This window comes from Phenylobacterium sp. LjRoot97, from assembly GCF_964254345.1.
In the GTDB taxonomy this organism is placed as follows: Bacteria; Pseudomonadota; Alphaproteobacteria; order Caulobacterales; family Caulobacteraceae; genus Phenylobacterium.
In genome coordinates this window covers 2,754,304-2,767,759 of record NZ_CAXUTH020000001.1, presented here as the reverse complement: position 1 = coordinate 2,767,759, position 13,456 = coordinate 2,754,304, and the positions used below count along the sequence as shown (strand labels likewise).

Annotated in this window: 14 protein-coding genes; 6 read left to right on the top strand and 8 right to left on the bottom strand. The window is 70.0% G+C overall.

Features of this window, described 5'->3' with window-relative positions; translation table 11 throughout:
- The first annotated feature begins 4 nt into the window (after positions 1 to 4).
- Both ACSQ2H_RS13800 and ACSQ2H_RS13795 read left to right on the top strand, forming a co-directional pair.
- A complete protein-coding gene (locus tag ACSQ2H_RS13800; RefSeq protein ID WP_436061961.1) occupies positions 5 to 1,456 on the top strand; it encodes a glutamate synthase subunit beta in 1,452 nt (483 codons plus the stop codon).
- 45 nt (positions 1,457 to 1,501) lie between these two features.
- Positions 1,502 to 2,854: an amidohydrolase family protein gene (locus ACSQ2H_RS13795; protein WP_436061960.1), complete on the top strand. Its 1,353-nt coding sequence runs from the start codon at positions 1,502 to 1,504 to the stop codon at positions 2,852 to 2,854.
- A gap of 7 nt (positions 2,855 to 2,861) precedes the next feature.
- Here ACSQ2H_RS13795 and ACSQ2H_RS13790 read toward each other — a convergent pair whose 3' ends face one another.
- Genes ACSQ2H_RS13790 through ACSQ2H_RS13780 form a run of 3 tightly spaced genes read right to left on the bottom strand, consistent with a single transcriptional unit; the run spans position 2,862 to position 6,331 of the window.
- Positions 2,862 to 3,878 carry an anion permease gene (locus tag ACSQ2H_RS13790; RefSeq protein ID WP_436061959.1) on the bottom strand — a complete coding sequence of 339 codons (1,017 nt, stop codon included), beginning with the start codon at positions 3,876 to 3,878 and terminating at the stop codon, positions 2,862 to 2,864.
- Positions 3,879 to 3,883: 5 nt separating this feature from the next.
- Positions 3,884 to 4,528: a DUF47 domain-containing protein gene (locus tag ACSQ2H_RS13785; RefSeq protein WP_436061958.1), complete on the bottom strand. Its 645-nt coding sequence runs from the start codon at positions 4,526 to 4,528 to the stop codon at positions 3,884 to 3,886.
- A 57-nt stretch (positions 4,529 to 4,585) separates the two neighbouring features.
- Positions 4,586 to 6,331, bottom strand: coding sequence for a hypothetical protein (locus tag ACSQ2H_RS13780; RefSeq protein ID WP_436061957.1), 1,746 nt, complete (start codon positions 6,329 to 6,331; stop codon positions 4,586 to 4,588).
- Positions 6,332 to 6,437: 106 nt separating this feature from the next.
- On the opposite strand from ACSQ2H_RS13780, the gene ACSQ2H_RS13775 reads away from it, so the two are divergent.
- A complete protein-coding gene (locus ACSQ2H_RS13775; protein ID WP_436061956.1) occupies positions 6,438 to 8,081 on the top strand; it encodes an amidohydrolase in 1,644 nt (547 codons plus the stop codon).
- Here the strand turns inward: ACSQ2H_RS13775 and ACSQ2H_RS13770 are convergent.
- Entirely contained in the window at positions 8,078 to 8,659 is a 582-nt protein-coding gene (locus ACSQ2H_RS13770) for a TetR/AcrR family transcriptional regulator (protein WP_436061955.1), read from the bottom strand. The two genes, ACSQ2H_RS13775 and ACSQ2H_RS13770, sit on opposite strands and share 4 nt — an antisense overlap.
- A 66-nt stretch (positions 8,660 to 8,725) precedes the next feature.
- On the opposite strand from ACSQ2H_RS13770, the gene ACSQ2H_RS13765 reads away from it, so the two are divergent.
- Positions 8,726 to 10,000, top strand: a complete 1,275-nt coding sequence (locus tag ACSQ2H_RS13765; RefSeq protein ID WP_436061954.1) for an MFS transporter — start codon at positions 8,726 to 8,728, stop codon at positions 9,998 to 10,000.
- Here the strand turns inward: ACSQ2H_RS13765 and ACSQ2H_RS13760 are convergent.
- The 4 genes from ACSQ2H_RS13760 to ACSQ2H_RS13745 all read right to left on the bottom strand — a co-directional run bounded on the left by ACSQ2H_RS13760 (position 9,997) and on the right by ACSQ2H_RS13745 (position 12,445).
- Positions 9,997 to 10,341, bottom strand: a complete 345-nt coding sequence (locus ACSQ2H_RS13760) for a hypothetical protein (protein WP_436061953.1) — start codon at positions 10,339 to 10,341, stop codon at positions 9,997 to 9,999. The two genes, ACSQ2H_RS13765 and ACSQ2H_RS13760, sit on opposite strands and share 4 nt — an antisense overlap.
- Before the next feature lie 68 nt (positions 10,342 to 10,409).
- Complete coding sequence (locus ACSQ2H_RS13755; protein ID WP_436061952.1) at positions 10,410 to 10,853, bottom strand: cupin domain-containing protein; 444 nt, start codon at positions 10,851 to 10,853, stop codon at positions 10,410 to 10,412.
- 57 nt (positions 10,854 to 10,910) lie between these two features.
- The gene (locus tag ACSQ2H_RS13750; RefSeq protein WP_436061951.1) at positions 10,911 to 11,543 is read right to left on the bottom strand and encodes a LysE family translocator; all 633 of its coding nucleotides are present in this window, start codon (positions 11,541 to 11,543) and stop codon (positions 10,911 to 10,913) included.
- A gap of 92 nt (positions 11,544 to 11,635) precedes the next feature.
- Entirely contained in the window at positions 11,636 to 12,445 is an 810-nt protein-coding gene (locus ACSQ2H_RS13745) for a peptidylprolyl isomerase (RefSeq protein ID WP_436061950.1), read from the bottom strand.
- Between the two features lie 121 nt (positions 12,446 to 12,566).
- Between ACSQ2H_RS13745 and ACSQ2H_RS13740 the strand changes: the two genes are divergently transcribed.
- Together ACSQ2H_RS13740 and ACSQ2H_RS13735 are read left to right on the top strand one after the other, a co-directional pair.
- A complete protein-coding gene (locus ACSQ2H_RS13740; protein ID WP_183769467.1) occupies positions 12,567 to 12,893 on the top strand; it encodes a PadR family transcriptional regulator in 327 nt (108 codons plus the stop codon).
- Positions 12,890 to 13,456, top strand: coding sequence for a DUF1700 domain-containing protein (locus ACSQ2H_RS13735; protein WP_436061949.1), 567 nt, complete (start codon positions 12,890 to 12,892; stop codon positions 13,454 to 13,456). Before ACSQ2H_RS13740 ends, ACSQ2H_RS13735 begins: the two co-directional genes overlap by 4 nt.

Sequence of the window (13,456 nt, the reverse complement as noted above, 5' to 3'; positions counted from 1 at the left end):
CATCATGGGTAAGGTCACCGGCTTTCTCGAAATCGAGCGCCAGGAACGCACTTACGAGGCGCCGCAAGAGCGCCTGAAGAACTGGAAGGAATTCGTCCACCCCATGCCGGCGGCGGACGTGTCCAAGCAGGCTGCGCGCTGCATGGACTGCGGGATTCCGTTCTGTCACCAGGGTTGCCCGGTGAACAACCAGATCCCGGACTTCAACAACCTGATCTATCGCGACCAGTGGAAGACGGCGCTGGAGAACCTCCAGTCGACCAACAACTTCCCGGAGTTCACCGGCCGCGTGTGCCCGGCGCCCTGCGAGGCGTCCTGCACCCTGAACATCATCGACACCCCGGTCGCCATCAAGACGGTCGAGTGCGAGATCGTCGACCGCGGCTGGCAGGAAGGCTGGATCGCTCCGCAGATGTCGCCGCGCGGCACCGGCAAGCGCGTCGCGGTCGTCGGTTCGGGCCCCGCGGGCCTGGCCTGCGCCCAGCAGCTGGCCCGCGCCGGCCACGCTCCGACCGTGTTCGAGAAGAACGACCGGATCGGCGGCCTGCTGCGCTACGGCATCCCCGACTTCAAGATGGAGAAGCACCTCATCGACCGCCGCGTGGCGCAGATGGAAGGTGAGGGCGTGATCTTCCGGACCAACTTCGAGGTCGGCAAGACCGTCTCGGTCGAGCGCCTGCTCGACGACTACGACGTTCTGGTCATGGCCGGCGGGGCGGAAGATCCGCGCGACCTGCCGATCCCGGGCCGCGAGCTGGCCGGCGTCCATTTCGCGATGGACTTCCTGACCCAGCAGAACAAGCGCAACGCCGGTGACGACGAACTGCGCGCGGCCCCCACCGGCGGCATCTCGGCCACCGGCAAGCATGTCGTCGTGATCGGCGGCGGCGATACGGGCAGCGACTGCATCGGCACCTCGAACCGCCACGGCGCGGTCCAGGTGACCCAGCTGGAAATCATGCCGCAGCCGCCGGTTCGCGAGAACAAGCAGCTGACCTGGCCGGACTGGCCGCTGAAGCTGCGTACCTCGTCCAGCCACGAAGAGGGCTGCGAGCGCGACTTCGCCGTCTCGGCCAAGCGCTTCATCGGGTCGAACGGCAAGCTCGAGGCGGTCGAATGCGTCCGCGTCGAATGGGTCGCCGGCGCCGACGGTCGCCAGTCGCTGCAGGAAGTCGCCGGCAGCGAGTTCCTGATCAAGGCCGATCTGGTGCTGCTGGCCATGGGCTTCGTCGGCCCGCGTCACAACGAGTTCATCGCCCAGTCCGGCGCCGAGCTCGACCCGCGCGGCAACGTCAAGGCGCCGGTCAGCGACTACAAGACCACCTCGGCCAACATCTTCTCGTGCGGCGACATGCGTCGCGGCCAGTCGCTGGTGGTCTGGGCGATCCGTGAGGGCCGTCAGTGCGCCCAGGCGGTCGACGAGTACCTGATGGGGACCAGCAAGCTTCCCCGCTGACGCTTAGGCGTTGAGGCCGGCGAGCGACGCAGCTAGGGCAGGGGCATGATCCGCTCCTGCCTCACCGCGCTCGCCGCCGTCCTCGCCTTCTCGCCCGCCGCTGCGCTCGCCCAAGAGCCGCCGGCCGTGACGCAAACCGTCTATCGCAACGTCACGCTCATCGACGGGACCGGCGCGCCGGCCCGCGCGGGCATGAACATCTTCGTCCGCGGCGAGCGGATCGAGCGCGTCTGGAAGGAGGGCGAGATCGCCTTCAAGCTGGCGCCGGACACCCGCGTCGTCGACATGAGCGGTAAGTACGTGCTGCCGGGGCTCACCGACAGCCACCAGCACCTGGCCACGCCGCCCAACCGCCGCTTCGCCGAGGCCCAGCTCAAGCGCGACCTCTACAGCGGGATCACCTCGACCCGCGACATGGCCGACGACCTGCGCAACATCGCCGACCTGGCCCGCGCCACCCGCATCGCTGAGATCCCTGGCCCCGACATCCACTACGCCGCCCTGATGGCCGGCCCGTCCTTCTTCGACGATCCGCGGGTCGGCGCCGCCTCGCTCGGCGCGGTCGGCGGCCAGGTCCCCTGGATGCAGGCGATCCGACCCGACACCGACATCCGCCAGGCGGTGGCCGAGGCCAAGGGGACCAGCGCGACGGCCATCAAGATCTACGCGAACCTGCCTGGCGAGGAGGTCGCGCGCATCACCGCCGAGGCTCACCGCCAGGGGCTGCAGGTCTGGACCCACGGCGCGGTCTTCCCGGCTACTCCGGCGCAGGTGCTGGCCGCGCGGCCCGACAGCGTCAGCCACGTCTGCATGCTGGCCTACCAGGTCTCCGACCAGATGCCGTCCGGCTACCACCGCCGCGCCGCAGTCCAGGAAGAGAAGTTCGGCAAGGGCGTAAACCCGCAGATCGCCCCGCTGCTGGCCACGATGCGTGAGGACGACGTCGTCCTCGACGCCACGGTCCGCATCTACGAGGCGATGAAGGGCCGGCCCAGCAAGCCCTACTGCTCGACCGAGCTCGCCGCCCAGCTGACCGCCCAGGCCCTGAAGGCCGGCGTGACGATCTCGGCCGGCACCGATGGCTTCTCCAATCCGGCCGGGGCCTATCCGGCGCTCTACGAGGAGCTGGAACTGCTGGTCGACAAGTCGGGCTTCTCGCCGATGCAGGCGATCGTCGCGGCGACCCGCAACGGTGCGCTGTCGGTCAGCAAGACCCCGGACTTCGGGACCATCGAGGCGGGCAAGCTCGCCAACCTGATGTTCACCGGCCAGGATCCGAGCAAGGACATCCGCGCCCTGCGAACCGTCACCCTGACGGTCAAGCGCGGGAAGGACTATCCCCGCGCCGACTTCGACCCGGCCGCGGACGTCGCCGCCCGCGCCATGGTCGACGACTAGCCGCCGGTCAGCCCATGAAGCGCCCGGCCGCCCAGTAGGTCAGGGCGCCGATGATCGCCGCCGCCGGCAGGGTCACGACCCAGGCGGTGACGATCTCCTTGGCCACGCCCCAGCGCACCGCCGAGACCCGCTTGGCCGCGCCGACGCCGACGATGGCGCCCGTGATGGTGTGGGTGGTCGATACCGGCACGCCCAGGCTGGTGGCGGCGAACAGGGTGATCGCCCCGCCGGTCTCGGCGCAGAAGCCCTGCATCGGGGTCAGGCGGGTGATCCGCGAGCCCATGGTGTGGACGATCCGCCAGCCGCCGAACAGCGTGCCCAGGCCCATGGCCGCCTGGCAGGACAGCACCACCCACAGCGGCACGTGGAACTCGCCGCTGGCCGGGCCCATGCCGTGCGCGATCAGCAGCGCGGCGATGATGCCCATGGTCTTCTGGGCGTCGTTGCCCCCATGGCCCAGCGAATAGAGCGAGGCCGAGACGAACTGCAGCTTTCGAAACACCCCGTCGACCGCGAACGGCGTGAGCCGCACGAACAGCCACGAGACGATCAGCACCAGGAACAGCGCCAGGATGAAGCCGGTGGCCGGCGACAACACGATGGCGAACAGGGTCTTGGAGAGTCCGCCCCACATGACCGCGCCCATGCCGGCCTTGGCGATGCCCGCGCCGACCAGCCCGCCGATCAGGGCGTGTGAGGACGAGGAGGGGATCGCCGCCCACCAGGTCAGCAGGTTCCAGCCGATCGCCCCGATCAGCGCCGAGAAGATCAGCCCGTCGCTGATCAGCTCCGGCATGACCAGGCCCGCGCCGACCGTCTTGGCCACGTGCAGGCCGAAGAACAGGAAGGCGATGAAGTTGAAGAACGCCGCCCAGGCCACGGCGATGAACGGCGGCAGCACTCGCGTCGCCACGATGGTGGCGATCGAGTTGGCCGCGTCGTGCAGCCCGTTCAGGAAGTCGAACGCCAGCGCGACGAAGATCAGGAAGATCAGCAGCGGCCCGTAGCCGGTAAGGAGCTCCACGGGGGCTAGACCTGCTCGATCACGATGCCGCTGATGCGGTTCGCCACATCCTCGAAGCGGTCCATGACCTTCTCCAGGTGGCTGTAGACGTCGACGCCCACGACGAACGCCATCGGATCGTTGTGGCGGTGGGCCAGGAACAGCGCCTTGCGGCCGGCGTCGTAGATCGCGTCCGAGCGATCTTCGATGAGGGTGATCTGCTCGGTCAATTGGCTGAGGCGCGTCACGTTCTGGCGCATGTTGCTCAGCAGGCCGACCGCCTCGCGGGTCAGCACCGCGGCCTCGACGATGATGTCGGCCATTTCCCGCATCGGGTCTTCGAACTCACGCAGTTCGAACAGGCTGACGACCTTCACCGTCTTGTGCATCTGGTCGATCGCATCGTCGAGCGAGGTGATCAGGTCCTGGATGTCGCTGCGGTCGAACGGGGTGATGAACGAGCGGCGCACGTTCAGCAGCACCTCACGGGTGATCGCGTCGGCGGCGTCCTCATGCGCCACGACGCGGGCGCAGGCCTCGGCGACTCCATCGCCGCCCTGAAGGACTTCGCGCAGCGCGGTCGCGCCCTCCACCAGCTTCTCGGCGTGGGCGCTGAAGAGGTCGAAGAATTTCAATTCCTTAGGCATCAAGGCCTGGAACCAGGTCAGCATCTGTCCGTCCGTGTCCTTCGTGTCGCGGCCGCGGCGGCGCGATGATTCTGCGCGCTCTTAGCTGCTTCCTGGCTCCGACAGAAGACCTCCACCGCCCGCGACCGATGCGCGCGGCGAGGCTGCGAGCCCCGTTTGACGGGTATAGACGGTCACCTCGGCGCCATGGAAGGCGACCCGCCAATTGGGACCGGGCGCCCGCGGGCTGAGTGTGACGACGGTGTCGATCTCGGCCAGGGGCGCGGCGTCCGCGGTGCTCAGCACGGTGATCGGCCGGGCCCTCAGCCGCAGGTAGGCAAGACGCGCCTGGATCGGATCGGGCGCGATCAGCGCCACGCCGCCGGGGCGTTGCTCGACGATCGCCGCGGCGGCGGTCAGGTCCTGGCCGAGCGCGCTGCGCTTGGCCGCAGCGTCGCGCTCCCAGCGGGCGTCCAGCGCCGTCGACAGCAGCGCCAGCGCGGCGAAGGCGCCGAGCCACACGCTCATCACCGGCCAGTTGCGGAAGGCGGTCGCCGCGCCGGCCGCCGCGATGATCACGCCTGCCAGGCTGGCGGCGAGCGGGGCCTCCAGCGAAAAGGCGCTCAGCGCCGCGGCGTCCCAGGCGCGCGGGACCACCCCGCCGAGCAGGCAGGCGGCCAGGGCCGCGAGGCCGACCACGGGGACCGCGCCCATGGCCAGCCGCCACCAGCGCCCGCCGGCGCGGTCGAACTCGCCGATGAACGGGGCCGCGGCGATCCACAGCAACGGGATCAGCGCCTCGAACTGCCGCCCCCAGATGCGGCTCGGATTGGCGGCCTCGCCGGTGGCGAGCAGGGCGGTCAGCACCAGCGTGACGGCTGTTGTGAACAGCACCAGCAGGAAGCTCGCCTCGTGCGGGGTCAGGAAGAAGCGGCCGCGCCCGCGGTGCCAGCGCCAGCGCATCTCCACCCGCAGCAGGCCGGTCAGCGCCGGGATCCCGGCCAGGACGACGCAGCCCGCGGCCATCGCCACCAGTCCGCGCGCGCCGGCGATCCAGCCGTCCGGCGTGACGGCGCCGGCCAGCAGCCCGTCGTAGCGATGCTCGAGATAGAAGCTCAGCGGCTCGCTGGAGGCCTGGTCGGCGGCCAGCTGAAGCAGGTTGACGCTGGCGAGGAAAGCCGCGGCCAGCACCGCGATCCGCCCCACGAAGATGCGCAGGTCGCGCCGTCCCAGCGCCAGGTCGACCACGGCCAGGAGCAGAAAGGCGATCCCCAGCGCCGGACCCTGCGGCTTGAGCAGGGTCATGGCCCCGACCAGGGCCCCCGCCAGGGCGGCGTGGGCGATCGGCCGCGGGCCATAGAGCCGCGCCGTGGCGAGCACGGCCGCGCCCAGCAGCAGGACGTACCAGCCCTCGGGCAGCGCGGCGGCGGCGAAGCGGTAGTAGGGATAGGCGAGGGCGACCAGCGCCGCGGCGATCCAGCCTGCCCGGTCCAGGCTCGTGCGCACGCTGGCCAGCGCCAGGGCCAGCCCCCCAAAATAGGCCGCCGCGCCGAGGATCCGCAGCCAGGGAAGCAGGTTCTGCGTCGCGTAGGTGAGCGCCCGGATCAGCAGGCCGAACAGGGTGTCGCCCATGCTCTGGGCCTGGGGCAGCAGGTCAGGCCTGGCGGCCAGCGTCTTGCCGAACAGCGCCCTGACCAGATGGGTGCTCTCGGCGCCGGCATAGAGCGGCGCTTCCAGGAACACGCGGTCGACATAGACCAGCGCCACGACGACCGCGGCCGCCGCCAGCAGGCCGTAGCCTAAGCGCGCGCTCGGCCATGCCGGCCGACCTGCATCCCCCCGAGTCATGGCTTCACTGTGGCCGCTTCCTGGGCGGGTGACCATAGTGTGCGAAGGCGTTTGCGCGCGCTGGCGGATCGTCGATCAATGGGCGCGGCGATTCACCGGGGGAAACATGCGCGCAGCTTTGCAAACTTTGATCGTGGCCGCTGGCCTGGCCCTGGCGGCGCCGGCCTGCGCGCAGGACCTCCTGCTGCACGGCGGGCCGATCTACACCGGCAATGCGGTGGTGCAGGCCTTGGCGGTCAAGGACGGCAAGGTCGCCTATGCCGGCGGCCTCGACGCCGCCCGCGCGGCCGTCCCTGGCGCTCGCGACGTCGACCTCAAAGGGGCCGCCGCCTATCCGGGCTTCGTCGACTCCCACGCCCACCTGGCCGGCATCGGCTTTCGTGAGATGACCCTCAATCTCGAAGGAACCGAATCTGTCGAGGCCCTGGTCGCCCGGCTGAAGGCCTGGGCCGCGGCCAATCCCGGCTCCGACGTGATCTCAGGTGCGGGCTGGATCGAGACCCATTGGCCGGAGAAGCGCTTCCCGACCCGCGCCGATCTCGACCGCGCCGCGCCCGACCGCCCGGTCGTGCTGACCCGCGCCGACGGCCACGCCCTGGTCGCCAACACCGCCATGTTGAAGCTCGCCGGCATCGACTCCAAGACCGCGGCGCCGGCCGGCGGTCAGATCCTGAAGGACGCCCAGGGCGAACCGGACGGCATGCTGATCGACAACGCCATGGCCCTGGTCCGCGCCAAGGTTCCGCCGCCCAGCCGCGCGGCCCAGGCCGAGGCTGTCCGCCGCGGCGCGCGGGTCTACGCCTCGCGCGGCTGGACCGGCCTGCACGACATGAGCGTCGGGGCCGACGAGGTGGCGATCCAGCAGGACCTCGCGGCCCGCGGCGAGCTGCCGGTCCGCATCGACAACTACATGTCCCAGGCCGCTGCCCAGAAGGTGCTCGCCGAAGGCCCGTCGCAGGACCCGACCGGGCTGGTGCGGGTTCGCGGCGTCAAGCTGTTCATGGACGGCGCGCTTGGTTCGCGCGGGGCGGCGCTGCTCGCGCCTTACTCGGACGCCGAGGGGACGGGCCTGATCGTCACGCCGCGCGAGACCGTCGACGCCATCCTCGCCAAGGCGCGCAAGTCGGGGGCCCAGATGGCCGTCCACGCCATCGGCGATCGCGGCAACCGGGTGATCCTCGACGCCTATCAGCAGGCCTTCGCCGACGATCCGGCCGCGCTCAAGGCCGCGCGCTGGCGGGTCGAGCACGCCCAGATCCTGGCCCCAGACGACCTGCCGCGCTTTGCGCAGATGGGAGTCGTCGCCTCGATGCAGCCCTCGCATGCGATCGGCGATCTCTACTTCGCGCCCGCGCGTCTCGGTCCGGAACGCCTGAAGGGCGCCTATGCCTGGGAGAGCCTGCTGAAATCGGGCGCCGTCGTCGCCGGCGGTTCGGACGCGCCCGTCGAGAAGGGCGATCCGCTGGTCGAGTTCTACGCCGCCGCCTATCGCCACGACCTGAAAGGCTTCGCCGGCCCCGACTGGCATCTCGACGAAGCCGTCACTCGCGCCCAGGCGCTGGTCATGCTGACCCGCGGCTCGGCCTATGCCGGCTTCCGCGAGAACGATCTCGGTCAGCTCGCCATTGGCCGCGACGCCGACGTCTCGGTGTTTTCCGTCGACCTGATGACCGCGCCGTTCCCCGACATCGCCAAGGCCCACGCGGTCATGACCATCGTCGGCGGCAAGGTGGTCTACCAGGCGCCCTAGCGGGTGTAGGCGTCGATCAGGCGGGCCGCGGCGCGGGCGACCTCGGCGGTCGGCCGATCCTCGTCGAACAGCTGGCTGGTCAGGAACGCGCCCTCGATGAGCAGCAGCAGGGCGTCAGCCAGCCCGTTCGCGTCCTCCGCCCCCATCTCCGCGGCCATCCCGCGCAGCCGCTCGCGCAGCTCAGCCTTGTGGTCCTGGGCGGTGGTGCGGGCAGGGTGCCCGTGCTCGGGATACTCGACCGCGGCATTGCTGAGCGGGCAGCCGCGGTAGTCGTCCTGCACCCCGCGCTCGGCCAGGCCCTCCAGATAGGCCAGCACCTGGGCGCGCGGATCGCCCGGGTGCTCGGCCGCCGCTGCGTCGAACCGGAGCCAGAAGGTGTCGGCGCCCTCACGCAGCACCGCGGCCGCCAGTTCGTCCTTGGACTTGTAGGTGCGATAGAGGCTGGGCTTGGTCGCCCCGGCCTTGGCGACGATCTCGTCGACGCCGACCGCGCGGATGCCTTCGCGATAGAACAGCTCGCGGGCGGTCTCGCGGATCTTGTCGGCGGCGCGCAGGGCGGGTTTGTTCGGCTCGGTCATGGAAGTCTGCTTGACGATGTAACTGACCGGTACGTATATCCGTCGTGAAACTTACAGGTCAGTAACATGACGATAGCGCGCCCCCGACCCTTTGGCCAGAACTATGCCTTCGTGGCGGTCGCTGCGGTGTTCATCGCCCTGATGGCCGCGGCCGGCCTGCGCTCGGCGCCGGGCGTGCTGATGCTGCCGCTGGAGCGCGCCTTCCAGTGGGACCGCGGCACGATCTCGATGGCCGCCGCCGTGGGCATCTTCCTCTACGGGCTGACCGGACCGTTCGCCGCGGCGCTGATGCAGTCGTTTGGCGTGCGCCGCACGGTGACCCTGGCCCTGGCGGTGATGGCGGCCTCGACCGCCGCCTCGTCGCTGATGACCCAGCCCTGGCACTATGTCGCCACCTGGGGCGTGATCTCCGGCGTCGGATCGGGGGCGGTGGCGATGGTGCTGGGCGCGACGGTGGTAAATCGCTGGTTCGTCGCGCGGCGCGGGCTGATGATGGGCCTGCTCAGCGCCTCGGCGGCCACCGGCTCGCTGATCTTCCTGCCCGGCATGGCGGCCCTGGCCGAGGCCGGCGGCTGGCGCCCGGTGGTGCTGGCCATCGCCGCGGTCATGGCCGTGCTCGCCCCGGTGGTCTGGTTCCTGCTGCCCGAGGCGCCGGCCACGATCGGCCAGAAGCCCTACGGCGCGCCCGACAGCTACGTCGCCCCGCAGCCGATGCCGGCAGGCGGCGCCCTGCGTGGCGCGTTCGGGGCGTTGTTCCGCGCCGCCCGCACCCGGACCTTCTGGCTGCTATTCGGCGGCTTCTTCGTCTGCGGCCTGACCACCAACGGCCTGATCGGCGTGCACATGATCGCCATGTGCTCGGACCAGGGCCTGCCCGAGACCCGCGCGGCGACCTTGCTGGCGGTGATGGGGATCTTCGATCTGATCGGCACCACGCTCTCCGGCTGGCTCACCGACCGCTACGACCCGCGCAAGCTGCTGTTCGTCTACTACGGCCTGCGCGGCCTCTCGCTGATGGTGCTGCCGTTCACCGACTTCTCCATCGTCGCGCTCGGGATATTCGCGGTGTTCTACGGCCTCGACTGGATCGCCACCGTGCCGCCGACCGTGCGGCTGGCCACCGAGGCGTTCGGCGAGCATGACGGTCCGATCGTGTTCGGCTGGATCGCCGCCGGTCACCAGGCCGGCGCCGCGACCGCCGCGGTCACCGCCGGCGTGATCCGCGCCGCCCAGGGGCGCTACCTGGAAGCCTTCGTCCTGGCCGGCGTCGCGGCGCTGGTGGCGGCGCTCGCCTCGCTGATGATCCGCCGCCAGGCCGCGCCCGCGGCGGCTCTGGCCTAGCGCGCCTCGGGCAGCGCCAGCAGCTGATCGCGGGTCAGGCTGCTCTGGACGTTGAATTCGCCCGGATCGGTCGGGTCGGGCACGGCCTGCAGACTGGCCAGTTCGACCTGCACGCGGCGGTCGGGCTTGGGCGAGCGCTGGTCGATCTCGACCACCACCGCGACGACGTCGCCCTTGGGCCCCAGCATGACGTTCTCGACCTCGCCGATCTCACGCCCCTGCGGGTCCAGCAGGTCGGCGTCGTCCAGTTGCTCGGCGGTCAGGCCCAGCGGGCCGGGGGCGGTTTGCGCGTAGGCGGCGGGCGCCAGAACGGCGGCGGCGAGCAGGACGGCGAGTTTCATGACGGTCTCCGGGCGTTCTGAGGCGAACGGCTCCGTGGCGCCATGGTTCCGCTTGCCGCCGTCGCCCCTCAGCGTTTGGTCGGATCGTCGGCCGGGTTGACGTAGGTGAGGGCGAACGGCCCCTCCGCCGAGACCTGAACCACGGCGCCGTCCGTCGAGAACGCGAAGTGGTTCATCTTCGCATGGGCGACCGCGAAGCCGCCGGGTGCGAGCTTGGCGCTCTTGGCCGCGTCGAGCTTGTCGCCCATGCCCAGCGACAGGTCGCCGGAAATGACCGTCACGTACTCGTCGGTCGGATGGTTGTGGGCCGGGATCTTGTAACCCGCCGGCATCTTCAGGCGCAGGACGAACGTCCCCGCCTTTTCCGGATCGCCCGACAGCACGGCCATCTGCGCCCCAGTGGGGAAGATGGCGGGGGCGGGGCCCCACTTCAGATCGCCGGTGTTCACCTGCGCCGTGGCGGTCGAGCCGAGGCACAGCAAGCCACTTACGAGAACAACTGTCCTAAACATGACGTTTCTCCTGTGGTTTCCACAGGATAGCACAACCGCCGCGCGGTTGCTCGCCTGCTAGCGGCGCGAGTCGAGCGCCATGCGTACGGCCAGCCCGCCCAGCACCGTGCCCATGATCCAGCGCTGGATCATCGCCCAGGTTGGCCGGGCGGCCAGGAAGCCGGCGACCGATCCGGCGGCCAGGATCATCACCCCGTTCACCGCCACGCTGGCGGCGATCTGGGTGGCGCCGAGCGCCACGCCCTGGAGTAGCATGCCGCCACGCTCGGGATGCATGAACTGCGGCAGCAGCGACAGATAGAGCACCGCCGCCTTCGGGTTCAGCAGGTTGGTGAACAGTCCCATGGCGAACAGCTTGGCGTCGGAGTGCGGCTCCAGGGCCCGCACCTCGAACGGCGAGGCCGCGCCCGGCTTCAGCGCCTTCCAGGCGAGCCAGGCCAGGTACATCGCGCCGCCGATCCGCAAGGCGTCGTAGGCGAGGGGAATCGCCATCACCAGCGCGGTCAGCCCGACCACCGCCGACAGCATGTAGAAGATGAAGCCCAGCGCCACGCCGGCCAGCGAGACGAGGCCCGCGCGTTTGCCCTGCGAGATGGATCGCGAGATCAGGTAGATCATGTTCGGGCCGGGCGTCAGCGCCATGCCCAAGGCGATCAGTCCGAAAGCGATCCAGTCCGTCCAGGCGACCATGCGCTGCTCCTCTGCCTGTCACGGCTCATAGCCACGCCCGCCCGTGCGGTCGCGTGACTTTTCGACAAGCGAACGGCGCGCAAGTCATCCGCCTAGGGAATAGGCCGGGTCGGGACCTCGATGTCGCAGATCGAGAAGTCGGCGCCCTTGTCGCGGCGCACCTCGTCGACCAGGGCCGCGAAGGCCGCGCCATGCTCGTCCATGACCTCGATCTTCGGGCGCTCGGCGGGCGACAGATCCGCGGCGACGCGAACCTTGCGCATCACGTCGGGGTTGGCGGGCGGCTCGCCCACCGCCATGGCGCGGATGACGTCCAGCCCGACGACCGCGCGCCCCCAGACCGTGTAGCTGCGATCCAGCCGCCGGCTCGCCGCGCGCATGAAGAAGATCTCGGAGTTGGCGGTGCCTTCGCCGGCCTGCCGGCCCATCCCGGCGACGCCGGGGCAATAGGCGCCCCAGGCCCGTCGGCCGAGCGCGGCGTCGCGTTGCGCCTCGAGGTCCGAAGCCGCCTCGAACGGCGCGGAGCCAACGAAACCTGCCAGGCTGTCGCTGGCGTTGACGACGACCTTGGCCGGCGCGCCCGCCTTCAGCCGGAAAGTGAACTCCGGCCGCAGATCCGGGTGTTGCGAAACCCCGCCGTCCTTGTTGTTGGGATTGCCGGTCTGGTCGACGAAGTGCTCGATCACCCGGTGGAACTGCAGGCCGTCATAGACGCCTTCGCGGGCCAGCAGCTTGACGCGTTCGACCGCCTTCGGCGCGAAGTCCGGCCGCATCTCGACGACGACAACCCCTTTGCTGGTCTCGATCACCAGCGTGTCCTCGGGATTAAGGGCGCGCCAGTCGGCGGCCTGGGCGGGGAGGGCGAGCGTCAGGGCCAGAACGGCGGCGATGGTGCGGATCATGGAAGGACTATCGGGCAACCTGCCGATCGAGGCCACCGCTCAAGCTTACTAAGATGTAATGCAAGCTACCTTGTAGTGATCACTACCGTGCGATACTCGATAGACGAACTGGAGGTTCGCCGTGCCGGAAACCGTGCAAGTCCAATTGAAGAAGGGGGTGCTCGAGCTTTGCGTGCTCGCCTTGCTCTCTTCCCACGACAGCTACGCCTACGAGATCGCGAGCCGCCTGGCCGAGGGGATCGATATGGGTGAGGGAACGATCTATCCGCTCATGCGGCGGATGCAGAGCGACGGGCTGGTCGAGACCTATCTGGTCGAGAGTTCGGCCGGGCCGCCGCGCAAATACTACAAGCTGACCGAGGCCGGAAAGGCGAGCTTCACCGCGCAAAAGGCGGAATGGGCTGCGTTTTCCCGTGCGGTCGACAACATTCTTGGAGACGCCCAATGAACCGTCAGGCCTTCATCGATCGGCTGCGGTTGGGCCTTTCGGGCCTGCCGCCGGCGGCCATCAAGGACGCCGTGGCCGACTACGAAACCCACTTCGCCGAGGGCGCGGCCGCAGGCCGGACCGAGGAAGAGGTGGCCCAGGCGCTGGGCGACCCGGCCCGCCTGGCCCGTGAGCTGCGCGCCGAGAGCGGCCTCAAGAAGTGGGAGGAGCAGCGCAATCCCACCTCGGCGGCCGGCGCGATCTTCGCGGTCCTCGGCCTCGGCGCCATCGACATCCTGATCCTGCTGCCGATCCTAATGACCGTCGGCGGGGTGCTGTTCGGCCTGATCGTCGCGGCCATCGGCGTCTTCGTCGCCGGCGGCGTGGTGTTCGCCGCCGGACCGTTCCTCGGCCCGCCCGGCGGCCCGATCGCGGCCCTGCTGGCCGGCATCGGGATGATGGCCCTGGCCGCCTCGGCCGGCGCGATCCTGACCATCGTCGTCATCGGCCTGGTCAACGCCCTCGTCTGGTACGGGCGCCTTCACTACCGGCTGCTGAAGCCGGCCATCGAACCGCAGTCCTGA

Coding starts and splice junctions, on each gene's coding strand:
- ACSQ2H_RS13750 (WP_436061951.1), bottom strand. CDS start 11,543: ATGGTCGCCTGGACGGACTGGATCGCTTTCGGACTGATCGCCTTGGGC.
- ACSQ2H_RS13770 (WP_436061955.1), bottom strand. CDS start 8,659: ATGACCGAGCCGAACAAACCCGCCCTGCGCGCCGCCGACAAGATCCGC.
- ACSQ2H_RS13745 (WP_436061950.1), bottom strand. CDS start 12,445: ATGATCCGCACCATCGCCGCCGTTCTGGCCCTGACGCTCGCCCTCCCC.
- ACSQ2H_RS13795 (WP_436061960.1), top strand. CDS start 1,502: ATGATCCGCTCCTGCCTCACCGCGCTCGCCGCCGTCCTCGCCTTCTCG.
- ACSQ2H_RS13780 (WP_436061957.1), bottom strand. CDS start 6,331: ATGACTCGGGGGGATGCAGGTCGGCCGGCATGGCCGAGCGCGCGCTTA.
- ACSQ2H_RS13775 (WP_436061956.1), top strand. CDS start 6,438: ATGCGCGCAGCTTTGCAAACTTTGATCGTGGCCGCTGGCCTGGCCCTG.
- ACSQ2H_RS13735 (WP_436061949.1), top strand. CDS start 12,890: ATGAACCGTCAGGCCTTCATCGATCGGCTGCGGTTGGGCCTTTCGGGC.
- ACSQ2H_RS13765 (WP_436061954.1), top strand. CDS start 8,726: ATGACGATAGCGCGCCCCCGACCCTTTGGCCAGAACTATGCCTTCGTG.
- ACSQ2H_RS13755 (WP_436061952.1), bottom strand. CDS start 10,853: ATGTTTAGGACAGTTGTTCTCGTAAGTGGCTTGCTGTGCCTCGGCTCG.
- ACSQ2H_RS13760 (WP_436061953.1), bottom strand. CDS start 10,341: ATGAAACTCGCCGTCCTGCTCGCCGCCGCCGTTCTGGCGCCCGCCGCC.
- ACSQ2H_RS13800 (WP_436061961.1), top strand. CDS start 5: ATGGGTAAGGTCACCGGCTTTCTCGAAATCGAGCGCCAGGAACGCACT.
- ACSQ2H_RS13785 (WP_436061958.1), bottom strand. CDS start 4,528: ATGCTGACCTGGTTCCAGGCCTTGATGCCTAAGGAATTGAAATTCTTC.